Source organism: Pseudarthrobacter sp. AB1 (assembly GCF_014926485.1).
Taxonomy (GTDB): domain Bacteria; phylum Actinomycetota; class Actinomycetes; order Actinomycetales; family Micrococcaceae; genus Arthrobacter.
The window spans coordinates 144523-165461 of the sequence record NZ_PZKO01000020.1 but is presented as its reverse complement, the minus strand read 5'-3'; the positions used below and the strand labels follow the sequence as shown (position 1 = coordinate 165461).

22 protein-coding genes are annotated in these 20939 nt (G+C 62.5%); 8 read left to right on the top strand and 14 right to left on the bottom strand.

The genetic code is table 11. The features are described from left to right. The first annotated feature begins 100 nt into the window (after positions 1–100). Complete coding sequence (locus DAD99_RS06920; RefSeq protein WP_193340902.1) at positions 101–763, top strand: GntR family transcriptional regulator; 663 nt, start codon at positions 101–103, stop codon at positions 761–763. Between the two features lie 28 nt (positions 764–791). Here DAD99_RS06920 and DAD99_RS06915 read toward each other — a convergent pair whose 3' ends face one another. From DAD99_RS06915 to DAD99_RS06895, 5 genes are all read right to left on the bottom strand, one after another. After that, positions 792–2297: an aldehyde dehydrogenase gene (locus tag DAD99_RS06915; protein ID WP_193340901.1), complete on the bottom strand. Its 1506-nt coding sequence runs from the start codon at positions 2295–2297 to the stop codon at positions 792–794. Positions 2298–2333: 36 nt separating this feature from the next. Beyond that, positions 2334–3593: a cytochrome P450 gene (locus tag DAD99_RS06910; RefSeq protein ID WP_193340900.1), complete on the bottom strand. Its 1260-nt coding sequence runs from the start codon at positions 3591–3593 to the stop codon at positions 2334–2336. A 131-nt stretch (positions 3594–3724) separates the two neighbouring features. Then, entirely contained in the window at positions 3725–4450 is a 726-nt protein-coding gene (locus tag DAD99_RS06905; RefSeq protein ID WP_309233217.1) for a type 1 glutamine amidotransferase, read from the bottom strand. Positions 4451–4543: 93 nt separating this feature from the next. Beyond that, positions 4544–5248: a type 1 glutamine amidotransferase gene (locus DAD99_RS06900; RefSeq protein WP_193340898.1), complete on the bottom strand. Its 705-nt coding sequence runs from the start codon at positions 5246–5248 to the stop codon at positions 4544–4546. A gap of 8 nt (positions 5249–5256) precedes the next feature. Further along, on the bottom strand, positions 5257–6600 hold the full coding sequence (locus DAD99_RS06895) for a glutamine synthetase family protein (RefSeq protein ID WP_193340897.1): 1344 nt from the start codon (positions 6598–6600) through the stop codon (positions 5257–5259). Between the two features lie 86 nt (positions 6601–6686). Between DAD99_RS06895 and DAD99_RS06890 the strand changes: the two genes are divergently transcribed. The 3 genes from DAD99_RS06890 to DAD99_RS06880 all read left to right on the top strand — a co-directional run bounded on the left by DAD99_RS06890 (position 6687) and on the right by DAD99_RS06880 (position 9835). Beyond that, positions 6687–7664: an alcohol dehydrogenase catalytic domain-containing protein gene (locus DAD99_RS06890; RefSeq protein ID WP_193340896.1), complete on the top strand. Its 978-nt coding sequence runs from the start codon at positions 6687–6689 to the stop codon at positions 7662–7664. A gap of 61 nt (positions 7665–7725) precedes the next feature. Continuing rightward, positions 7726–9249, top strand: coding sequence for an APC family permease (locus DAD99_RS06885; RefSeq protein WP_193340895.1), 1524 nt, complete (start codon positions 7726–7728; stop codon positions 9247–9249). Between the two features lie 331 nt (positions 9250–9580). Continuing rightward, positions 9581–9835, top strand: coding sequence for a hypothetical protein (locus tag DAD99_RS06880; RefSeq protein WP_193340894.1), 255 nt, complete (start codon positions 9581–9583; stop codon positions 9833–9835). Positions 9836–10228: 393 nt separating this feature from the next. On the opposite strand, the gene DAD99_RS22265 is transcribed toward DAD99_RS06880, so the two are convergent. Beyond that, entirely contained in the window at positions 10229–10534 is a 306-nt protein-coding gene (locus DAD99_RS22265; RefSeq protein WP_193340893.1) for a LysR family transcriptional regulator, read from the bottom strand. A 153-nt stretch (positions 10535–10687) separates the two neighbouring features. Here DAD99_RS22265 and DAD99_RS06870 point away from each other — a divergent pair, with 153 nt between their 5' ends. Further along, positions 10688–11284, top strand: coding sequence for a DM13 domain-containing protein (locus DAD99_RS06870; protein WP_193340892.1), 597 nt, complete (start codon positions 10688–10690; stop codon positions 11282–11284). A gap of 151 nt (positions 11285–11435) precedes the next feature. Here the strand turns inward: DAD99_RS06870 and DAD99_RS06865 are convergent, their stop codons facing one another. The 3 genes from DAD99_RS06865 to DAD99_RS06855 form a co-directional block, all read right to left on the bottom strand. Next, positions 11436–11870: a hypothetical protein gene (locus tag DAD99_RS06865; protein WP_193340891.1), complete on the bottom strand. Its 435-nt coding sequence runs from the start codon at positions 11868–11870 to the stop codon at positions 11436–11438. A 108-nt stretch (positions 11871–11978) separates the two neighbouring features. Then, positions 11979–12245 (bottom strand): GlsB/YeaQ/YmgE family stress response membrane protein, encoded by a 267-nt coding sequence (locus DAD99_RS06860; RefSeq protein ID WP_185262300.1) that lies wholly within the window; start codon positions 12243–12245, stop codon positions 11979–11981. A 134-nt stretch (positions 12246–12379) separates the two neighbouring features. Beyond that, positions 12380–13213, bottom strand: coding sequence for an aldo/keto reductase (locus tag DAD99_RS06855; RefSeq protein ID WP_193340890.1), 834 nt, complete (start codon positions 13211–13213; stop codon positions 12380–12382). Between the two features lie 567 nt (positions 13214–13780). Here DAD99_RS06855 and DAD99_RS22010 point away from each other — a divergent pair. Further along, complete coding sequence (locus DAD99_RS22010; RefSeq protein WP_309233216.1) at positions 13781–14071, top strand: nuclear transport factor 2 family protein; 291 nt, start codon at positions 13781–13783, stop codon at positions 14069–14071. A 69-nt stretch (positions 14072–14140) separates the two neighbouring features. On the opposite strand, the gene DAD99_RS06845 is transcribed toward DAD99_RS22010, so the two are convergent. The 3 genes from DAD99_RS06845 to DAD99_RS06835 form a co-directional block, all read right to left on the bottom strand. Beyond that, complete coding sequence (locus DAD99_RS06845; protein ID WP_193340889.1) at positions 14141–15172, bottom strand: NAD-dependent epimerase/dehydratase family protein; 1032 nt, start codon at positions 15170–15172, stop codon at positions 14141–14143. Further along, positions 15166–16137 (bottom strand): aldo/keto reductase, encoded by a 972-nt coding sequence (locus DAD99_RS06840; RefSeq protein WP_193340888.1) that lies wholly within the window; start codon positions 16135–16137, stop codon positions 15166–15168. The genes DAD99_RS06845 and DAD99_RS06840 overlap by 7 nt, the downstream gene beginning before the upstream one ends. A gap of 75 nt (positions 16138–16212) precedes the next feature. Beyond that, complete coding sequence (locus tag DAD99_RS06835) at positions 16213–17034, bottom strand: aldo/keto reductase (protein ID WP_193340887.1); 822 nt, start codon at positions 17032–17034, stop codon at positions 16213–16215. A 199-nt stretch (positions 17035–17233) separates the two neighbouring features. Between DAD99_RS06835 and DAD99_RS06830 the strand changes: the two genes are divergently transcribed. Beyond that, the gene (locus tag DAD99_RS06830; RefSeq protein ID WP_193340886.1) at positions 17234–18145 is read left to right on the top strand and encodes a helix-turn-helix domain-containing protein; all 912 of its coding nucleotides are present in this window, start codon (positions 17234–17236) and stop codon (positions 18143–18145) included. A gap of 131 nt (positions 18146–18276) precedes the next feature. Here the strand turns inward: DAD99_RS06830 and DAD99_RS06825 are convergent, their stop codons facing one another. Both DAD99_RS06825 and DAD99_RS06820 read right to left on the bottom strand, forming a co-directional pair. Continuing rightward, the gene (locus DAD99_RS06825; protein ID WP_185262315.1) at positions 18277–18486 is read right to left on the bottom strand and encodes a dodecin; all 210 of its coding nucleotides are present in this window, start codon (positions 18484–18486) and stop codon (positions 18277–18279) included. Between the two features lie 105 nt (positions 18487–18591). Continuing rightward, positions 18592–19296, bottom strand: a complete 705-nt coding sequence (locus tag DAD99_RS06820; RefSeq protein ID WP_193340885.1) for a FadR/GntR family transcriptional regulator — start codon at positions 19294–19296, stop codon at positions 18592–18594. A gap of 144 nt (positions 19297–19440) precedes the next feature. Here DAD99_RS06820 and DAD99_RS06815 point away from each other — a divergent pair, with 144 nt between their 5' ends. Further along, on the top strand, positions 19441–20925 hold the full coding sequence (locus tag DAD99_RS06815) for a four-carbon acid sugar kinase family protein (RefSeq protein WP_193340884.1): 1485 nt from the start codon (positions 19441–19443) through the stop codon (positions 20923–20925). The last annotated feature ends 14 nt before the right edge of the window (positions 20926–20939 follow it).

Below are 20939 nucleotides of genomic sequence, written 5' to 3'. Positions count from 1 at the left end.
AGAAGGATTTCAATTGGACGAATAAGGTATACGGTATACGCAAATCCGATGTAAGCCAATAGCCGGTAGGCTGGGAAAAACAGGAAATGGCGGGAGACCCATGAAAAAGATTGAGTTTGCTCGGGAGACGCTTGCTGACGCCGCGTACGCGCAGATTGCCGAAGGCATCCTGACACATGATCTTGGTCCCGGTGCCAGGCTGCTGATGGATGATTTGGCAGCCAAAATGGGGATCAGCCGGACGCCCGTGCGTGAGGCTTTGCACCGGCTGGAGATGGAACGCGTGATCGAACCCGGCGGCCGGCGCGGCTACATTGTCCGTAAGCTCACCGACGTCGAGCTGGATAAGCAGTACTCAGCCCGTGGGGCCATTGAGCCGTTCGCTCTTGCGGAGGTTGCGCGCCTGGGCGGCGCGGCCGCAAAGTATGTTAGGTCCACGTACGAGGAGCTGGTATTGGCCCCGCAGACCACTGCCATGGAGGTCTTCCTGGTCAATAAGGCCATTCACCGCTGCACCGTGGAGGCGCTGGACAACGAGTACCTCCTGAGCATGTTCGACGTCATCTGGCAGACGGCCATGGCCACCCATGTATGGGCAGATATCCTGGAAAGCCGCACTGCTGTCGATTTCCCCGACATGCACCGCCCCATCGTGGAGGCTGCCGAGTCCGGCGACCCCGAACTCGCACGCAAGGTTGCTTTCGAGCACATCAATGAGGGCCGCGGACTGCACGCGCACCACGGCGAACAGCCCGCCCCCTAAAGGAACGGGCTGCAGCGGAACGCAAGGTTCAGGCAGACATGTCAATCATGACCGCCTTGGACCGCGTGTAGGACAGTACACTCTCGCGGCCAAGTTCACGGCTGTTTCCGGACTTGCTGTAGCCGCCGAAGCTCTGCGCCGGATCGAGCCGTCCGTGCGTGTTGACCCATACTGTGCCGGCCTTCAGTGCCTTGCTCATGCGAAGGGCTCTGGAGACGTCCCTGGTCCACACGGCGGCCGCAAGGTCGTACGCTGAATCGTTGGCTAGCCTGATGGATTCCTCCTCGGTGCGGAAACGAAGCACGGAAAGGACCGGTCCGAAGACCTCTTCCTGGGCAATGCGCATGTCGTTGCGGACGTCAGTGAAGATGGTCGGCTCGACGAAGTATCCCGGCTGGTCCAGGGCGCGCCCTCCGACGCTGAGGTGTGCTCCTTCAGAACGTGCGATGTCGATGTACTCCTGGACTGAGATGTATTGGGCCTTGGAGACGAGCGGGCCCACCTCTGTGTCGGTGAGGAGCGGGTCGCCGATTCGCAGGGCCCTGGTTTCGTGGGCCAGCGCCTCGACAAGCTCGTCGTAGACATCCTCGTGGACAAACATTCTGGTCGGGGCGACACACACCTGTCCGGCGTTCTCCCACATGGCTTCCGCGGATCCTTTTGCGGCCGCCTGGATGTCAGCATCAGGAAAGACGATGTTCGCGCTCTTTCCGCCCAGTTCGACGCTGACCTTCTTCATCTGCCGGCTGCCTGCTTCGAGGATCCGGCGGCCAACGGGCGTGGACCCGGTGAAAGAGATTTTGACGACGTCGGGATGGTCCACGATGGCCTGTCCTACCGTGCGGCCGGGTCCGGTGACGACGTTGAGGACTCCAGGGGGCAGGCCCACTTGGCGGGCGAGGTCGGCCAAAAGAAGTGTCGAGTAGCTGCTGACCTCGGCCGGTTTGATGACCATGGTGTTGCCCGCTGCGAGGGCAGGTCCGATTTTGTGCGAGGCCATCACGAGCGGGAAGTTCCACGGTGTGATGGCGCCGCACACGCCGAGAGGCTCTATCTGGGTCATGCCGAAATAGGGTTGGCGTACGGGGTTGATCGAACCCTCGAGCTTCGTTGGCCAGCCGCCGTAGTACCGGAAGACGGCCGCGACGCCCCCGACGTCGTCCAGTGCCTGGGAGATGGGTTTGCCCATGTCCAGTGTTTCCAGTTCAGCAAGCTGCTCGCGGTTGGCGTCCACCGCGTCAGCCAGATCGAACAGGTACTGTGCGCGGGTGGCGGGGCTCGCTGTGCCCCATGCACTGGAGGACAGGGCGGCGCTGGCCGCTTCCACGGCCGAATTGACGTCTTCCGCTGAGCCGGAAGCAATGGAGCCGAGGACTCTCTCCGTGGCGGGGTTGATGGACTGAAATGTTGCCCCCGACGTGGCTTCACGGTCTGTGTCGGTGCCAATTCGAAGCCCCTGGGTCCGTTGGATGAAGGCTTGCGTGGCAAGCGAGACTTCGTGCGAGGCTTCCGAAATCACTGCGTCGTATGTCATGTCTTTTCCTTTTTCTGGCATGTAAGTGTGGTCGAATCAGGAGGCGTACGTCAGACGGACCGGCAGTTCCTTGATGCCGTGCGTCAGGTTCGAGCGAAGCCGGTGCACAGGGCCGTCTATTTCAATGGTTTCTACCCGCTTGGCCAGTTCGCGGAAAACAATCTGAAGTTCCAGGCGCGCCAGGCTGTTGCCCAGGCAGATGTGGGGGCCGCCGCCACCAAATGCCACGTGCGGATTGGGTTTGCGCGAGATGTCGAATGTGGACGGTGCGTCAAACACCGTTTCGTCGCGGTTCGCCGACGCATACCAGATAAGGACCTTGTCCCCGGCCTTGATCGCCGTTTCCCCGATCTTGGTATCAATCAGCGCAGTCCTGCGGAAGTGATGGATGGGCGTAGCCCACCGAAGCACTTCCTCAACGGCAGTGTTCAGCAGGGAAGGATTTTCCTTGAGGCGGTGGAACTGGTCCGGGTTCTGAGCGAAGGCCAGGAGGCCATGGGAGAGGGCCATGCGTGTGGTCTCGTTGCCGGCCACGACCAGGAGTGAGAAGAAGTTGTCCAGCTCGCGGGTTGTGAGCTTTCGTCCGTTGATGTTCCCGGTCATGAGCAGCGAAAACACGTCATGACCCAGGTTGCCGTTCCTCCTGTCACGCAGGGCATCAGCATACTTCCAGATGTCCCTTCCCGCCGGGCTGGAGAACGGGTAGCCACTGTTCTCCCTGACGTTCTCGGGGGAGTCAGCGGTGCGCGGAGCGTGGTCAGGGTCAGCGCCGGCAATCATCTCGTCGCCGAGTGCCTTGAGATAGGCGCGGTCCTCAGTCGGGACCCCGAGCAGCTCGCCAAGCACAATCATGGGAATGACTGCAGCGACGTCTGCTACCCAGTCGAAGCTGGGCCGCGAAAATGCCTGGTCGAGCGTCCTCTCGACCAGCTCCTCGACGAAGCCAACCCATTCTTTGTGAACGGTGCCGGGAGTGAAACGCGGGGAAAGGACCCGCCGCATCGCTGTGTGCAGCGGCGGATCCGTGTCAATCAGGGTTTGCCGCGCCAGCAGATCCTCGTGTCCGATGTCCTCCCGGGTGGTTCCACCCGTCTCAGACGAGAATTGCTGGAAATTCCGCGTAACGGCAACGACGTCGGCATAGCGGGTTACAGACCAGTAACCTGGCCCGTCTTCTTCCTCAACCCAGCGGACAGGGTCTTCCCTTCTGGCCTTGTCAAAGTACTCGTACGGGACCCCGTCCTCGAAAGCGAGGTCGGAAAGAGCGTCGTGGTTGTGCACGTGGGTTTGGCTCATGATTCGTCTCCTTGGGTAATGCTGGCCAGTCCGACCACGGCACACCATTTAGCGGATACCGTATACGGAATTCTAGTGGGGGTCGTCTCGCCCGACAACCTTTTTGTGATTTTTTGGTGTTCGTCCCGGGCCTAAACCAGAGGGATGTTTGCTATGAATTCCTTGAGCAGCGCCTGTTGGGCGAGGTCAGAAGCGACTGTATCTTCGGGGTGCCACTGCACTGCGTGGATCCAGAATTCTGCACCTTGGAGTTCGAGGGCTTCAACAGTGCCGTCCTCGGCCCATGCGGTGGCTACGAGCCCTTTGCCGAGATTCCTCACAGCCTGGTGGTGATAGCAGGAAACCTGTGGGTTACGGGCGATGGATGGCGTCAGAGAACTGGTGGCGTCCAGGGTGATCGTGTGGATCTGGTTCATGTGGGGGGTGGGAAGGTGCTGTTCCAAATCGCCGCCCAGGGATACGTTCAAGACCTGCATCCCGCGGCAGACCGCAAGAGTGGGGACCTTGTTCGCCACCACGTACCGGGCAACGGCGAGATCAAATGAGTCTTGCAGGTTGTCCCCGGCGTCGGATTCGGCGTGGGATTCCTGGCCGTAGCGCCAGGCGGACATGTCGCCACCGCCGGGAAGCAGCACGGCATCGGCGAAAGCCAGCCGCTGCGCGACATCCTCATAGAGTGTGTCTTCCGGCGTTCCCGGATCCGCGACCGGAAGTATGGTCACCGGCTCGCCGCCGGCGTCGTACACGCCCTTAATGAGTGCATGGGCATTGACGAGCGCTTTGTACCTCAGCGCGGAGGCACTCTCGGAAAATCGTCCCGGTACGGCAATCAGGGGTCTGCGACGCGGTGTCTGCACTTTCCCGTCCATTCGAAATCTGGGTGCTGAACGCACCTGCTAATAGCTGTCTGTTCGGTCCTTCAGCCCGGAGGAGGTGTTCGGGACCAGGAGTTACGGTGAGCTCAGAAACCAATCCAGCAGCTCCCTGGTGTTGCTTTCCGCGGCGGGCTCGTGCACGGCCCATTGGCGTCGGAAGTCCTCGATGGAGAGGACGCCCTCCAACTCGTGGCCGCCAAGTCTGATCCATTCCTCCATAAGGTCCCCGTCGGCCTCGGGGTGGAACTGCACCCCGATGGAGCGGCCGGTGCGGAAGACCTGCGGGGCGATGGCCGTCGTGGCCAGCACGTCGATGTGCTCGGGGAGTTCAACCTTGTCGCTGTGCCAGGAGAACCACGGACCGGGCGGGACCGGACAGGTGTAGCCCGGTTCGAAGGTAATGAGGCCGGCTTCCATCCTGTCGGCGCGGACGGTGGTGCCACCTACGCTTTCAGCCAGCAACTGGGCGCCGAAGCAGATACCAAGGTAGGGGATTTCCTGCTGGTGGAGCACCGAAATGTACAGAATCTCCCGGGTGATCCAGTCATCGTGGATCTCGTAAATGTGGCCGAAGGAGCCAAAGGCTATGACTGCGTCGAAGTCCCGCGGGTCGGGGAAGTCTGCGTTGATTGTCCGGGTGCCGTCAGGGCTGACGGAGAACACTTCGTGGGTCTTGATGATGTGGCCGGCGTCGAGCAGCGCCTGTCCGACGAGGCCGGTGTCGGTGGAGGAAGTTTGTTCGTGCGTGATGAGCAGTACGGTCTTGATCGTGGAAGTCATCTCTGCCATTAGAGAATGTCGTGGTAGCGGTTGAACTCCCAGTCGGTGACGTGAGCAGCGAAGGCAGCCAGCTCAACCCTCTGCATCGCCGTGTAGGTGTCCACAAAGATCTCACCGAAGGCTTCCTTGGCGAACGGGCTGCCGGAGAACGTGTTAACGGCCTCACCTAGAGTTGACGCGACTCTCTGGAGTCTGGGATCGACGTGGGGGTCGCCGGTAGAGATGGGCTGCAGCGGCAAATCATTCTTCAGCCCGTCCAGGCCCGCCCGGAGGTAGCCTTGGGCGACCAGGTACGGGTTTGCGTCCGCGGCGGCCCAGCGGACCTCCAGACGCGTTCCGGGACCGGCATCGGTGATGCACCGGACGCCTACCATGCGGTTATCCAGGCCCCAGCACACCTGGGTGGGGGAGAAAGAGTAGTCCACGATGCGCTTGTAGTCGTTGACGGTGGGAAGCGCGATGGCCTGGAGTTCCAGCTGGTGGGCGACAAGACCGCTCAGGTAGCGGCGCATGACGTCTGAGTGCACCGGGTCGGCAGTGTCCTTCGTCGAAAAGACATTGACTCCGTCGCTGTTCCAGAGGCTTTGGTGTACGTGGAGGCCGCTGCCGGCGCCCCCGTTGATGGGCTTGGCCATGAACGTGGCGTTGTAGCCGTGTTGCCGTGCGACTTGGCGCACGATGTGGCGGAAGAGAATGGTGTTGTCCAGCATGGTGATGGCGTCGCCGTATTTCAGGTTGATCTCCACCTGGGACTGGCCGTATTCGACGTTGCTGGCTTCCACTGTGATCCCGGAAGCTGTGAGTGCGGCACGGATGGCACCGATCACGGGCTCGAGTTCGTTGGCGCGGTCCAGGGAGTAGCAGTATGACTTATCTGATATGGGCTGCCAGTCGCCGGTGAAGAGATGAAATTCCAGTTCGGTGGCCATGTCGACGCGGTAGCCGAGCGCCTCAAACTCCTTGAGCGTGTCCTTGACCATGCCCCGACCGTCCATGGGGATGCGCTCATGGGTTTTGGGATCACGCATGTCGCACATGACCGTTGCCATGCCCGTTGTCCAGCCTGCCACCCGGAACGTGGGAAGGTCCGGCACGGCGTGCATGTCCGGATATTCGCTGTTCTCGGGGGACCAGGGCGTTGGATGGATGTCACTCCGCATGTCCCAGGAGAACGCCACGTTTGCAATGGAGAATCCGGCACCAGTCAGGAACTGCTCAAGGGGCAGCATCTTGCCGCGCGGCATGCCCCACGTGTCCGTGAATACACATTCCACGGTATGGATGCCGTTTTCCTGCGCCAGCGTCGCGCAGTCCTCCAGGGTTGACGGCGGCGTCAAATCGGTGGGGTTCATGATTTCCTCGGTCTCCTACTAGCCAGTGGATATTTCCTAAGTGTAATGTAAATCACCAGTTAGCGTATCCCGTATACCGAATATGAATGGAGATTTTCTTGAAGTCACTCGTCGTAAGCGCCCCGCATACCCCGTTGGAACTGGTGAACCGGGAGATCCCGGTGCCGGTGGGGCCGGAGGAGGAATTGATCCGGGTACTGGCCTGCGGTGTTTGCCACTCTGATCTGCATGTAGCCGACGGTGATTTCGGCGGACCGTACCCCGTGGTCCTGGGACACGAAGTGGTGGGCGAACACCCTGAGTTGGGCCGCGTTCTCCTTTATGCCCCGTGGGGGTGTGGCAAGCCCGAGTGCCGACAGTGCTCAGCTGGTTTGGACATGATCTGTCCGAACGGACGCGAAGCCGGAATAGTCTCGGACGGCGGCTACAGCGAGTACATGCTCGTCCCGAAACGGGATTACCTCGTTCCCATCGGGGACCTGGATCCGGTGTCCACTGCCCCTCTGGCTTGCGGCGGTCTAACGGCCTTCCGCGCGGTAAAGCGTGTGCTGTCCCACCTGCAGGGGAGGAACCCAAGGGCGATTGTCATAGGAGCAGGCGGCCTCGGACAGTTCGCCATCCAGTTCCTCAAAACACTGACCAATGCGGAGCTGACCGTTGTCGACACGTCCGCCGAAAAGCTAAGCGCGGCCAGCAGTCTTGGTGCCGACTTCACCTGCGGCGCCGAAGGGCTTACCGGAAAATACGATGCAGTCATTGACTTCGTTGGAGCAGACGCGACCATGGCCGCCGCGGCATCCAGCATCGACCGGCAGGGCATCATCGTCGTCGTCGGTCTCTGGGGCGGCCGCATTGACTTCGGTGTAGGAGCACTACCCAGCGAAGCAGTTCTCACCACGAGCATCTGGGGAAGCCTTGAGGAACTCAAGGAACTTCTGGAGTTTGCCCAAAACCATCCACTGCAGCACTCCGTCGAGCCCATCCCGTTTGAGAAGGCGCAACACGCACACGACCTCCTTCGCGCTGGCAGCATCAAGGGCCGCGCCGTTCTGGTCATGAACTAGGCCCAGACGCCCTACTCGATACATCCAAATCAACGCTAAAAGCACAGGAAGTGGACTAGCAATGGCATCATCAGAAGAAGTTCTGGCGCTTTCCCCGAAGCACGCAGAGGGGGCTCCAGACAACCAGTTGCATCGGAACTCGATGGGAGTTCCCGGGATCGTTTTCTTTGTCGTGGCAGCGGCCGCGCCTATCGCGGGCATGACAGGACTCGTCCCCAGCACCATTGTGCTGGGTAATGGAGCTGCAGCCCCTGGAGCATTCCTTATCGCCGGCATCATGCTGATGTTCTTTGCCGTCGGCTACGCGACCATGAGCCACCACGTAACCCATACCGGGGCATTCTTTGCCTACGTGGGCCGCGGCCTGGGCGCGCCCTGGGGCGTGGCCTCGGCCTTTGTCTCCGTTCTGTCCTACTGTCTGGTCCAGACGGCCATCTACGGGTTTCTTGGAGCGACCGTCTCACAGAAAATGGCAACCCTCGGATTGGATTTGCCCTGGTGGTTCTGGTGCCTCCTGTGCATCGGGATCGTCCAGGTCTTCGGTATCCTTAATGTTGACCTCGGCGCCAAAGTCCTCGGGGTTCTACTCTCGCTGGAGATGGCGTCCATGATTCTTACCGGGCTTGCCGTCGTCTTCCAAGGCGGGGGACCCGACGGACTGGACTTCGCAGCATCCTTCAGCCCCGTAAACATTTTCCAAGGTGCACCAGGAATCGCATTTGCCTTTGCCTTCGCGGGTTTCATTGGGTTTGAGGCCACCGCCATTTATGGCGAGGAAAGCCGCGATCCCAAACGGACGGTTCCCCGGGCGACGTATGCCGCCGTCATCATCATCACTCTGGTCTTTGCCCTGACGTCCTTCGCTATCATTTCCGGGGCCGGTTCCGCGGACATCGTCAACAAGACGCTGGAAGTAACGGCCCTCGATGGCACACCCCTGGCCGACCCTGCAGCGCTGCTCTTCACCGTGGCCGGACAATACGTCGGACCTTGGCTGCCCGAGGTCATGAGCTGGCTTCTCATCTCGAGCCTGTTCGCCGGTGTTCTGGCGTTCCACAATTCGGCCACCCGGTATTTTTACGCGATGGGCCGCTCGGGGCTGCTGCCTGCCAGCCTCGGTTTTACCGGCCGCTTCAAGACGCCCGTCCGCGCATCGGTATTGCAGACCGTCATTGGTGTCATAACTATTTTGGCCTTCGCCTTGGCAGGTCTGGACCCGGTTGTGACTCTCTTCTACTGGTTCGCAATCACCGCAATTCTCGGGCTGACCTTCATCCAGGGACTCGTCTGCATCGCAGTTATCCGCTTCTTCAGGGAAACGCGGGCTGACACCCGCGTCTGGAACACCCTCATTGCGCCCCTGTTGGGTCTGGTGTCCATCATCGTGGCCGAGTACCTGCTGCTCTCACGCTTCGGACTCATCAGCGGCACGGCAGGAGCGGACAGCCCGGCGTGGGAAATGAATGCCACGGGTTGGGGCCTTGTCGCACTGCCCTTCGTGACGTTCCTGATCGCGCTGATTTACGGCTTCATCCTGGAGCGCAGGAAGAGCGACGATGAGGTTTTGAAAGAGTTTGTTTCCTGATACGGGAAGCGGGACGGGTACCCCAACCGTCCCGTTCCTGCCCGTCCAGCTCCCGGCCTCCTTTCCGAGAGCATGTGGCTGAGCTTCAGTGAAACTGTTCCCGGTTGCGATCAGCAGGCAGTAGAGGAGCACGCGGAAATTCTCGACGAGCTCCGCCAAGGTGATGCCGAGGCAGCTCGAACGGCAATAGCGAATACCTGTCCGTCAACGGGGGTCCAAGCGGCGGAAGCACTGCACGGCAGAAACTTCTTCTCCGAGCGCCACTTTCGGCCCGGCAGGACGCCTGCCCGGAACCGCCCAAGCCCTTTAACCCAGAAGCAGGAGAAAATTGATGTACGCAACCGACAGCAAGCGCCGGCGGGTTAAAGACTGGACCTCCGTTGATGGCGCAAAAGCGGAAATAGTCCAGCACGGACAAACAATGGCGAGGGGCACGATTGACGGTGTCACGAAGGACGGGACCATTGTCTGGGTTCAGGATGGCACTGGGACGCGCAAGTTATATGAATGCTATGAGTCCTTCGAGGTGTGGGTTCCCCGGGAGGACATCGGACTCAACTACAAAGTCAGTAAAGCCGAATCCTGATCCGCGCCGTGTTCTCTAAGAGGTTCCTCGTGCGCGCTGCCCTGCGGCTGTTGCGGAGGTCCATTTAGTTGACGGCTGCAACACCGGCTTCCAGGAGCCTGTCGCGCGTCGCCAGCATGGGTGCGGTTGAAGGTTGGACGGGAGCGTCAGGATCGTTCGGCCGGCTAGGTCCGGGAGCCGGAGTTCGGATACGTCGAATGGCTCGGTGACTGCGTCTCTGAACGCCACGAACTTGTAGCAACCTAGTTCCCGAACTGCCATGTCCGGGCAGGCCGCGGGCAGATGGACGAGTGCGAGATCCAGATCACCGTTACATAGTGAATGCAGAAGTTCTGAGGACATTTCGAGGTCCACGTTCGTTTCTGGTTCGTTGAGTTCACCCCAAAACGGTGGTCAGGCGTTCCACGTACCGGGTGGGGGCCAGGGCGTGGAGCCGATCCGTAGGGGGCTGAGATGAGTGTCACCCTTAGCCTCGCGCTGCAGGGCTGCAGTTTGGGCAAGGATCTCGACCGCTCTGGTCAGCGCGGCTTCACCAGCCGCAGTCAGCTTTAGCGCGTGATACCGCCTCTCGAATAAGACGACCCCGAGATCGCGTTCGAGGCCGTGGATGCCCCTGCTCACGGGGGACGGGGTCAGGTTGAGTGAGGCGGCCGCCCTGCCAACGTTGTGATGGCGTGACGCCGCCACGAAAGCTCTCAAATATCCCAGTTCCTCGGACCCACTTTAGCGGCTTGTGACTCTGCTAAGGGGGTACGACATTTATGCGCCTACTGCGGCCGTCGCCCAAAACGCCGCACGCCCAGTTATGGCTGGTGCGTTGCGCCGGTCAGCCGATACGCGGACTATGAGTCCATGACGGCAAAGCCCATAAGCAGAACGCAAACTCCAAACCGGCGCCGGAGCTGGATCTTCGCTGTGGTGGCCGTCGCAGCGGTAGGACTGGTGCTTGGGCTTGTGTTGTTCAAGCCCTGGCTTCTCTTTGTGGATGTGAAGGTGGATGAACAGCTTCCCATCGTGGCCAGCGGTCCACCGCTAGCACAACCTGCTACGCCTACACCCTTTGCGCCGACGCAGACGCCGGCACCCGTGCCTGCAGGTCCGGTGCAGCTTGCCGTGGGTACTTTGATCAGCCATGAACACGCCACCACGGGAACTGTCCGGATCGTCCAGCAGCCTGACGGTGCCAGGCTACTCTCGCTCGAAAACCTGGCTACGTCCAACGGTCCGGACGTGCACGTCTGGTTAAGTGCCGCGCACGTGGTGGAAGGGACTGCCGGATGGTTCACTGCCGGCTCCGCTGATTACTACGACCTCGGCCTGATCAAGGGAAATCTGGGCAATCAGGTTTACCAGCTTCCCGCCGACGTGGATCTGTCGAAGTACCGCTCGGTTGACCTGTGGTGCGTTCAGTTCAGCGTGTCGTTCGGTGCTGCCGAGCTGGCCACCTGAGTCAGGGCATGCGGCCATGACCTGAGACGTTGTTGGCCGCCGCGTCCCCCAAGGAGCGCGGCGGCCAGCAACGACCATTTTTAGCACAATTTCAACGTGGTTTCCTTGTCACACGGCGAATCCCGCGTAACGTCCCCGCAACGATCCCGGATCATTCCCGCCGGGGGTCAACGCTCGTCGCTGCGCCGGCAGTAGTGGCGCCGCCTTCACCGGTCCAGTCTTGGCCCTCGTTGTCATTGAACGCGGGGTCGGACTCGACGTCCGATGTTCCCGGGTTCACCGATTCACCCACCGAAGTGCCGGCGTCGGACGTTTTGGACTTGCTGTTACCCGACGCGGCGTCGTGGTGAACGGCGGAGCTGATGACTGTGCCCGCCCGGCGCGCGGCCTCACCCAGCTGGTCCGCCACGTCGGGAGCCTTCTCCTTGATGGCCTCCGCGGCGGCACTGACTTTGTCCTGGACCGGCTTGCTGTCCCAGATACTCGCAGCCCTGGCCTTGAGCTTGTCGTACGCTGCCCGGCCGGACCGTGATCCCAGGACGTAACCAGCCGCGATTCCAATACCTAAAAGAAGTTTTGATTTCATAGTGAACTCCTGCTCGTTGAGAAGGTGTCAGTCCCCGACCCGAGTGGCAGGGGGAAAGAAAACCGGCCCCGGGAGGTCCCGGGGCCGGTGTTCATGCCGGTAACGAAGTTAGCTGCGAACGCTGCGCTTCGTGATCATGCCGTAAACAAGCAGCACGATGATCGAGCCGGCGATCGCGAGCAACCAGGTCTGCAGCGAGAAGAACTCCTGCAGGCCGGTACCGAAAATCATTCCGCCAAGCCAGCCGCCGAGGAACGCGCCGACGACGCCCAGGACGAGGGTGATGATCCAGCCGCCACCCTGCTTGCCTGGAAGGATTGCCTTAGCGATGGCGCCGGCAATAAGGCCAAGAATCAAAAATGCAAAGAAACCCATTTTTTCATTCCTTCTTCCTACATCAAGGAGGTACCCGGATCCCGGGGACGCTTCATCCTTCTGCCTCAATCCTAATCATGCTTAGTATCTTTTCGCCACTCCGCATCCTCGCAAGAAGCATGTCCGCGGCCCTCTCAGTGCCCTGTCGCGTCCGAATCGTTGCCGGCGCCTGGCCCCTCGTCCAGGATGGCAAGTTCCGCGAGATCCTGCCGGTCCAGGGCGAAGTCGAAGATGTCCAGGTTTTCCTGCATCCGCTCGGGATTTCCCGATTTGGGAATGACTGCAAGTCCCTGCTCAATATGCCAGCGCAGCACCAGTTGAGCCGGGGTCTTGTCGTATTTTTCGCCCAGCTGCGCAAGCAGGGGAGCGCCCAGCACGCTGGCCCCTGACCCGCCCAGCGGACTGTATGATTCTGTGACAATTCCGTGCCCGGCATTGAACTCCCGTTCCGCCTCGCGCGTAATCGCCGGGCTCAGCTGGATCTGGTTCACGGCAGGCACAACGTCGCTTCCGGCCAGCAGCCGTTCCAGGTGTGCCGGCTTGAAGTTGGAGACGCCGATGGACCGGACTTTGCCCTCCGCCTGCAGCCGCTCGAACGTTTTCCACGTCGACACGAAATCATCCCGCGCAGGGAGCGGCCAGTGGATCAGCAGCAGGTCCACGTAGTCCAGCCCCATGCGGGTCAGCGACCCCTCCAGCCCCGCCGCAGCGCGGTTCTCGCCTTGGAACTGGCCATCCAGCTTGGTGGTGACGAAGATTTCGCTTCGGTCCAGCCCTGCTGCGCGGATGCCGTTCCCTACGCCTTCTTCATTGCCGTATTTCACTGCCGTATCGATGTGCCGGTACCCGGCTTCCAGGGCATGTACGACGGCGGCAGTCACCTGTTCGTCGTCCAGCGGCCAGGTGCCGAGACCCAGCTGCGGGATGCTGTAGCCGTCATTGAGCATGATGAGCGGTGAGAGAGTCATTTCAACAGTCTGCCGTGCTTTCGCCGTCCTAGCCTTCGAATGCCCGGAGAATGTTTCCGGCCTGGTGGTTCGAGCACTGTTCGTGCCACGTTGGATGCCTGATCGGGCTTCCAGGAACTTCACGAAGCGCTGGATGGCGTGCGCCGCTTGGGAGGCATCGCCGTCGACCACTGCCTTTGCCGCCTGCTGCACACTCGCTGCCAGCTGCTTTGCGACCGGGCCCGCTGTATTTAGAACGTTGTAAATGGCGTGGCCGGGTGGAGTCCAGGGTGACCTGTTCGAGACAAGATCGCGGGATCGCCCTCAGCCAGGCCGCACGTCTAAGGGGCCTCGGCTCCAGACCGCGGACCTGCGTGCGCTCCAGCCCGGTTGCTCCACTCCGAAGCCCGCAAACGACTCTGTGCCACGCCGGCGCCACGGCATGTCGGCAGGTTGGCTACCAGCAACTGGGCAGGAACGCGCAGGCCCGCCGGGGGAGTGGCTGGTAGCCGTGGTGAATGCCGGATTCCAGGAGCACAATGCAAGGGTCAGCCGTCCCCGATATCGTCGAGGAGTCAGGTCAACATCGTGGTTGAGGCAACTGGTAATGAGAACGTGGTTACGAGGCTGATCGACTGCATCAACGATCGCCGCATTGAGGTCATGGACGAGCTGTTTCACGACGACGCGGTGATGCACTGGCCGCAATCCGGGGAGCTTGTGCGCGGAGCGGAAAACCGGCGGGGAATCTACAACGCGTTCCCGCAGCTGCCCACCATCACGCCGCGCCGGATGCTGAGCGGCGGGAACCTGGTGGTGGCCGAAGCCCTGCTGGAGCGAGGCCTTCGAGGCGCCCGAATGGCGGGCCCAGTGGGTTGAGAAGGCCTAGTGCCGCGGCGCCGCCGGAGGCTCCCCATCCGGGACGCAGCGGGCGCCGCGGACACGCCGTCAGTCAGCCGCTCTCCCTGCCCACCTGATCAGCCGATCACTCAGGTCCATGAACGATTGGTCCACCACCTGCAGTTCGGGGTGGCTGTCATGCCAGTCAACGATCTCTCGGGTCCCGTCCGCGAACGGAATCGTGGCCGTGTAGCCCGGGACCAGGGACTTGATCTTCGTGTTGTCGAAGACCACTGAGTGGGATCGGTCGCCCAGCAGGTTGGGCCCCAGTTCCGCACTGTGCGCGGCGATGGTTTCCGAGGCCACATGGACCAGCTCGGGCTCCGGGACACCGGCTGCCCGGGCGAACGAACGGTAAACCTGGTTCCAGGGCAGGTATTCGTCGGAGGTGATGGTGTAGCTCTCGCCCACAGCCTGCGGCCGGCCTAGAAGCCCCACAAAGGCTTTGGCGAAGTCGCGGCTGTGGGTGAGGGTCCACAGCGAGGTGCCGTCCCCGTGCACCATAACCGGCAGCCCGGCGCGCATCCGGTGCACGTCCGTCCAGCCGCCCACCATGGCGATCTTGGTGCGGTCGTAGGTGTGGGATGGGCGCACCACGGTCAGCGGGAAGTCCTCGGAACGGTACGCCTCAAACAGAATATCCTCGCAGGCGATCTTGTCCCGCGAATACTGCCAGAAAGGGTTCTTCAGAGGGGTGGATTCCAGGATGGGCAGCCGGGTGGGCGGCTTCTGGTACGCCGACGCTGAACTGATGAACACGTATTGACCCGTCCTGCCACGGAACAGCTCCAGGCTGGCCCGTGCCTGATCCGGCTTGTAGGCGATAAAGTCCGCGACGGCGTCGAACTCCCGGCCGCCCAGCACCTCCCGCACGGCGGACACGTCACGCACATCGGCATGCAGCACCTCGGCGCCATCAGGTACCGGCTTGCCTGATTGGCCTCGGTTGAGGATAGTCAGCCGGTGCCCCAGCGCGACGGCGCGTTCTGCCGCCGCCGCGCTGATCACCCCGGTGCCGCCCAGGAAGAGGAGGCTCCGCGGCGCCACGGTGTCCGCCGTGGAATCCAATGGATTCACCATGCGTAGTCCTCCGGTGCCGGGCGGTGGCCCGGGAAGATGTCGTCGAGCCGCTTGAGCGCTTCGGCGTCAAGCGTGACGTCCAACGCCCGGATGCCGGCGTCGAGCTGTTCCTGCGTGCGCGGCCCCACGATCGGTGCAGTGACAGCAGGCTGGTGAAGGAGCCAGGCGAGCGCGATGTCACCGGGTTCATGTCCGAGTCCGTCCGCAAGATCCTCGAACTGCTGGATCTGGTCCCGGTGCTCCTCGAGCGTTTCTGCAGCGCGTCCTTCGATGCGCCGGACGCCTCCGCGTTCCTTCTTCAGGACACCGCCCAGCAGCCCGCCCTGCAGAGGGGACCACGGGATCAGGCCCAGGCCGTACTGCTGGGCGGCAGGGATGACCTCCAGCTCCACCTCGCGGCGGAACAGGTTGTAGATCGACTGCTCGCTGACCAGCCCGGTATAGTTCCGGCGACGGGCAGCTTCCTGTGCCTGGGCGATGTGCCACCCGGCGAAGTTGCTGCTGCCTGAGTAGAGGATCTTGCCCTGCTGGACGGCCACTTCGATGGCCTGCCAGATCTCGTCCCAGGGCGTGTCCCGGTCAATGTGATGGAACTGGTATACATCGATGTAGTCCGTCTGGAGGCGCTTCAGGCTGGCGTCCAAGGCGCGGCGGATGTTCAGCGCGGACAGCTTGGACTCGTTGGGGCGGTCAGTCATGGTGCCGTACAGCTTGGTGGCCAGGACGGTCCGTTCGCGGCGCTCGCCGCCCTTCGCGAACCAGCGGCCAATGATGTCCTCGGTCCAGCCGCGGTGCCCGCTGCCACCGTAGACGTTGGCCGTGTCGAAGAAGTTGATGCCTGCGTCCAGGGCGGAATCCATGATGTTGTGTGCGTCCGCTTCGTCGGTATGCGGGCCGAAGTTCATGGTGCCCAGGCACAGGCGGGAAACTTTCAGGCCGGAGCGGCCCAGGTGCGTGTACTGCATGGGGAATCCTTCGTTGGTGGATGGACCTATCGGAGCCCGGTGACCGAGCCTGCCGGCAGGCTCGGTCACCGGTTGCTACAGCTGCGTGAAAGCGGCGACGGCGGGATCGGAACCGATGCGCGCGCCCCGCTCCAGGGCAGTGATGGAGGCGAGTTCGTCGTCGGACAGTGTCAGGGACGCGGCCGCGAAGTTTTCGCGGATACGGGACGGGTCAACTGACTTGGGGATGACGATGGTGCCGGCGGCCAGATGCCAGGCCAGGACCACCTGCGCCGTGGTGGCGTCGTGAGCCTGCGCGACAGCGGTAACGGCGTTCCCCTTGAGGTCGCCGCCCTGGCCCAGCGGACTGTACGCCTCCACCGCAATCCCGAGGGCGCGGCTCTTGGCGGCAAGTTCGGCCTGCTGGAAGCTGGGGTGCACCTCGATCTGGTTCACGGCCGGTACCACGTCCGAAGATTCGAGCAGGGTGTCCAGGTGGTCCGAGAGGAAGTTCGAGACGCCGATGGCGCGGATCTCCTTGGCGTTATGCAGGGCCTCCAGCTCCTTCCATGCCTGGACGTAGAGGCCCTGCGACGGAACCGGCCAGTGGATGAGGTAGAGGTCCACGAAGTCGAGACCCAGTGCGTCGCGGGTGTCCTGGAATGCTTCCCGGGCCCGGCCCTGGTCGCCGTTGCGGAGCTTGGTGGTCACGAAGATTTCCTCGCGCGGAATGCCTGAGGCTGCGATGGCAGCTCCCACACCTGCTTCGTTGCGGTAGCCGGCGGCGGTGTCGATGTGGCGGTAGCCGGCGGCGAGAGCATCTTCGACGATCCGCTGGGTGTCTTCCGGCGGGACCTGGAATACGCCGAAGCCGAGCTGGGGAATGGCGACGCCGTTGTTCAGCGTGATTTCTGACATGGGGGACTCCTCGTAGTGCTGAAGGGTGGTTCCTGGCACGGGATATCCGGCCGGAAACCGCTTTCGGGAATTGCTCCGGTACGAGCCTATGTACTTTCGCGCCGATAGCCAGGCCCTGACCGTGTCCCTGTTTTTCCTAGGACTGGCAGTCCTACCTTCGCCGTAGGAAGTGCCTGCCAGGACGATGCAGAATAGGGGCATGGGTCAGAGCGCCGAGTTCGGAAAATTCCTGAAGGCCATGCGGTCCCGGCTGAGTCCGGAAGACGCGGGGGCGGAAGCCACCTCCGGCGTGCGCCGGGTTCCTGGCCTTCGGCGTGAGGAAGTGGCCAGGCTTGCAGGGGTCAGCACGGACTACTACATCCGGCTGGAGCAGGGCAGGAACATCCATCCGTCGCGCTCTGTGCTCGACTCCGTGTCCCGGGCCCTCCGGCTGGATGCGGGCCAACACGCGCACATGCTTGACCTCATGGAAAACTGTGCGGCCAGCCCACGTTCACCCGGACCGGCGCAGTCAGTACGGCCGGCACTGCGGCAGCTCCTGGAATCGGTGGGGGACATTCCGGCTTTGGTGCTGGGCCGCCGGACCGATGTGCTGGTGGGGAACCGGATGGCCTACCTGTTGTTCACGGATTTTCGGGACCTGCCGGCGCACGAGCGCAACCTGACCCGGTGGCTGGTTCTCGATCCCGGTGCCCGGGAACTCTTCCGCGACTGGAAAGCAGTGGCCGCGGACGAGGCCGGAGCCCTCCGCGTGGATGTCGGCCGGCACCCCAACGACCCGGAGGCCAGCCAGCTGGTCGGCGAACTGGCCGTCCACAGCGAGCAATTCCGGCAATGGTGGGCAGGGCACCGCGTGGCCACGCGGTCCGCCGGCAGCATACGGCTCCATCATCCCGCCGTCGGCGACCTGGAACTGAACTTTGAAAACCTGGTCCTTCCGGACGATCCGGACCAGACCCTGAGGGTGTATTCCGCAAAACCGGGCTCGCCGTCGTCGGACGCCTTGGCGTTACTGAGTCTTGGCCTCAATGCCGGGACCGGCTCCGCAGTTGCCCGTCCGGGCACGACGCTGGACTTGGAAGCACTCCCTCCGGCCACCGCCGAAAGCTGACCGGTCTGTACGTCTGCTGGCAACGCTGATTCTAGCCAGGCGCACCGCAGGTGGTGCCTCGTCCAACTGAAGCCAAAGAGTGATGGCCGCGCCCAAAGGACGCGGCCATCACTCTTTAAAACCCAGGCAGGTCAGCCTTCGTGGCGGAAACCGAGCTTGACCCGCACCTGCCAGTCGGCAACTTTGCCGTCTTCGAGGTGACCTCGGATTTCTTTGACCTCGAACCAGTCAAGGTTGCGCAAGGTCTTGGAGGCCTCGGCGATCCCGTTGCGGACTGCCGCGTCCACGCCTTCTTCGGAGGTACCGACAATTTCAGTAATGCTGTACGTGTGGTTGGACAACTTCGCTCCTCGTGATCGCCTTCGATTCCCGGTTGCGGGCCGTCCTTGAACACTAGTGGCACTTCTCAGGCGTGGCCAGACCCAATACTCCGGAGTGGATGCTGGTCAGGGCGCCTCGAGGACCAGGTTCTTGAGGTCATCCAGGGTCTGTTGCATGTGCTGGTCCATGGCTTCCCGCGACCGGCTCGGATCGCGCGATTCCAGTGCCTCAGCGATGTTCTGGTGGTGCCCGATTGCGTGCTCCTGGATGGTGGGCACGGCCGATGTCTCGGCCCGGCGCTTTTCGAGCACCCGGTGCAGCGGCGCGAAAAGGACCGCAACAAAAACGTTCTCCGAGGCGCTCAGGATCAGGTCATGGAATGCCAGGTCAGCCTCCACGAAGGCGGCCACGTCATTGACCTCATGGGCGGCCCGCATCGCCGCTACATGGACGAACAGCGTCTGGATGTCGGTGTCGCTGATCCGGGCGGCCGCGAGCTCACACGCCCCGGTTTCCAACATCCGGCGCAGTTCAATCAGCTGCACGGAGGCGGCGGCTTCGTTCTGGCCCTCTGACGCGGCACGCAGCACAGCTTCGAGCGAAGCCCAGCGGTTCAGCGGGTTAACGAACGTGCCGCGGCCGCGTTCCACGCTGAGGATCCGCTGCGCCTCGAGGGTTTTCATGGCCTCGCGCACGGTCATCCGGCTCACCTCGTGTTTGGCACTGAGCTCAAGCTCTCCGGGCACGCTGGATCCGGCTGGAAATTCCCCGGCAATGATCCGGTCCAGGAGCTCGTCTGCAACAACGCCCACCAATGATTTCCGTGCCATACGTCCCCTTGCGGCGTTGCCAGATATGTCTGACAAGTCTACTTGCGCGTTTCTATGTCCTGTGCCACACTATTTGAAATGTTAGATGTCAGACATCTTACAGTTAAGTCATTATTTTAGATTTCCCACACAACGGAGTGCACTGTGACGCTTGAAGCAGACATCCTGGCCGCCTTCCCGGCCGAAGTCCGGATTCCCGCCCGCCTTGTTGCCGACGCCGTCGCCGCTTCCAGTGCGGAGACCACCCGGATGCTCGTAGTGCTCGACGACGACCCCACCGGAACGCAGTCCGTTGCGGATCTGCCCGTGCTCACCCGCTGGGAGGTGGAGGACTTCATCTGGGCCTTCGGCCAGGCGAAGCCCGCCGTGTACGTGCTGACCAACACCCGCAGCCTGGACCCCGCTGAAGCTGCGGCCCGCAACGAGGAAGTGGTCCGCAACGCGCTGGCCGCCGCGGGGCCCGCAGATGCCAGCGCCGGTTCGGGCCTCCGGCTCGGGTTCGTGAGCCGCAGCGACTCCACTCTCCGCGGACACTACCCGCTGGAGCCCGACGTCATCGCCGCCACCGTTGCTGACGTCAGCGGAGAAGCCACCGACGGCGTTGTGCTGGTGCCGGCGTTCCCCGACGCCGGCCGCGTGACCATCGGCGGCGTGCACTACATGCGTGGCACGGGGGACGACGCCGGCAAGCTCACCCCCGTGGCCGAGACCGAATTCGCCAAGGATGCAAGCTTCGGCTTCGCCAACTCGGACATGACCCAGTACGTGGAAGAGAAGTCGCAGGGCCGCTTCGCCGCGGAATCCGTGATCGTTCTTGACCTGAACATCATCCGCGCCTCTGCCGATCCGCAAATCACCGCCAAGGCCATCGCCGACGCGATCCATCCCGCCACCGACTCCACGCCGATCATCGCCGACATCGTCACGGAGAACGACCTCCGCGCCCTGTCGCTTGGCCTGGAAGAAGCCGAACGACGCGGCAAGAAGCTCCTCTACCGCGTGGGACCGCCGTTTGTCCGGGCCCGGATCGGCCAGGAAATCCGCGCCGAGCTCACCGGCGCTGAAGCCTTTGCCGGCAACACCCCGTCCGAGGCGGGCGGCCTGATCGTCGTCGGATCCCACGTGGGCGTGACCACCCGCCAGCTCAAGGCCCTCACCGAACAGCACAGCGCCGCCCGGATTGTGGAGATCGACGTCGAGAAGCTGCTCAGCGACACCGGAGACGCCCACCTGGATCAGACCGTCGAAACCGTCGTGGAGGCTCTCCATGGGGGAGACGTGATCGTCCACACGAGCCGCCTGCTGATCAAGACCGACAACCCCGCCGAAAGCCTGCGGATCGCGCGCACGGTGTCCGCTGCCGTCGTTGCCGTGGTGAACCGGACGCTCAAGACGTTCCCGCCGCGCTTCGTCATCGCCAAGGGCGGGATCACGTCCTCCGACGTCGCCGCCCACGGCCTGGAAATCCGCCACGCCATAGTCCGCGGGCCCATGCTGCCGGGCATCGTCTCGCTCTGGGAGCCGGTGGACGGCCCCGCCAAGGGCATCCCGTACATCGTGTTCGCCGGCAACGTGGGCGATGACCAGTCCCTCGCCGACGTCACCCGAAAGCTCAGCAACACCTTCTGACCGTTGGTTGAGCT

Bases quoted from the DNA above. Each gene is read 5' to 3' on its own strand.
- DAD99_RS06865 (WP_193340891.1), bottom strand. From the start codon at position 11,870: ATGAAATCAAAACTTCTTTTAGGTATTGGAATCGCGGCTGGTTACGTC.
- DAD99_RS06920 (WP_193340902.1), top strand. From the start codon at position 101: ATGAAAAAGATTGAGTTTGCTCGGGAGACGCTTGCTGACGCCGCGTAC.
- DAD99_RS06910 (WP_193340900.1), bottom strand. From the start codon at position 3,593: ATGAGCCAAACCCACGTGCACAACCACGACGCTCTTTCCGACCTCGCT.
- DAD99_RS06880 (WP_193340894.1), top strand. From the start codon at position 9,581: ATGTACGCAACCGACAGCAAGCGCCGGCGGGTTAAAGACTGGACCTCC.
- DAD99_RS06840 (WP_193340888.1), bottom strand. From the start codon at position 16,137: ATGCAGTACACGCACCTGGGCCGCTCCGGCCTGAAAGTTTCCCGCCTG.
- DAD99_RS06860 (WP_185262300.1), bottom strand. From the start codon at position 12,245: ATGGGTTTCTTTGCATTTTTGATTCTTGGCCTTATTGCCGGCGCCATC.
- DAD99_RS06855 (WP_193340890.1), bottom strand. From the start codon at position 13,213: ATGACTCTCTCACCGCTCATCATGCTCAATGACGGCTACAGCATCCCG.
- DAD99_RS06885 (WP_193340895.1), top strand. From the start codon at position 7,726: ATGGCATCATCAGAAGAAGTTCTGGCGCTTTCCCCGAAGCACGCAGAG.
- DAD99_RS06830 (WP_193340886.1), top strand. From the start codon at position 17,234: ATGGGTCAGAGCGCCGAGTTCGGAAAATTCCTGAAGGCCATGCGGTCC.
- DAD99_RS06835 (WP_193340887.1), bottom strand. From the start codon at position 17,034: ATGTCAGAAATCACGCTGAACAACGGCGTCGCCATTCCCCAGCTCGGC.
- DAD99_RS06900 (WP_193340898.1), bottom strand. From the start codon at position 5,248: ATGACTTCCACGATCAAGACCGTACTGCTCATCACGCACGAACAAACT.
- DAD99_RS06845 (WP_193340889.1), bottom strand. From the start codon at position 15,172: ATGGTGAATCCATTGGATTCCACGGCGGACACCGTGGCGCCGCGGAGC.
- DAD99_RS06890 (WP_193340896.1), top strand. From the start codon at position 6,687: ATGGAGATTTTCTTGAAGTCACTCGTCGTAAGCGCCCCGCATACCCCG.
- DAD99_RS06895 (WP_193340897.1), bottom strand. From the start codon at position 6,600: ATGAACCCCACCGATTTGACGCCGCCGTCAACCCTGGAGGACTGCGCG.
- DAD99_RS06820 (WP_193340885.1), bottom strand. From the start codon at position 19,296: ATGGCACGGAAATCATTGGTGGGCGTTGTTGCAGACGAGCTCCTGGAC.
- DAD99_RS06915 (WP_193340901.1), bottom strand. From the start codon at position 2,297: ATGACATACGACGCAGTGATTTCGGAAGCCTCGCACGAAGTCTCGCTT.
- DAD99_RS06870 (WP_193340892.1), top strand. From the start codon at position 10,688: ATGACGGCAAAGCCCATAAGCAGAACGCAAACTCCAAACCGGCGCCGG.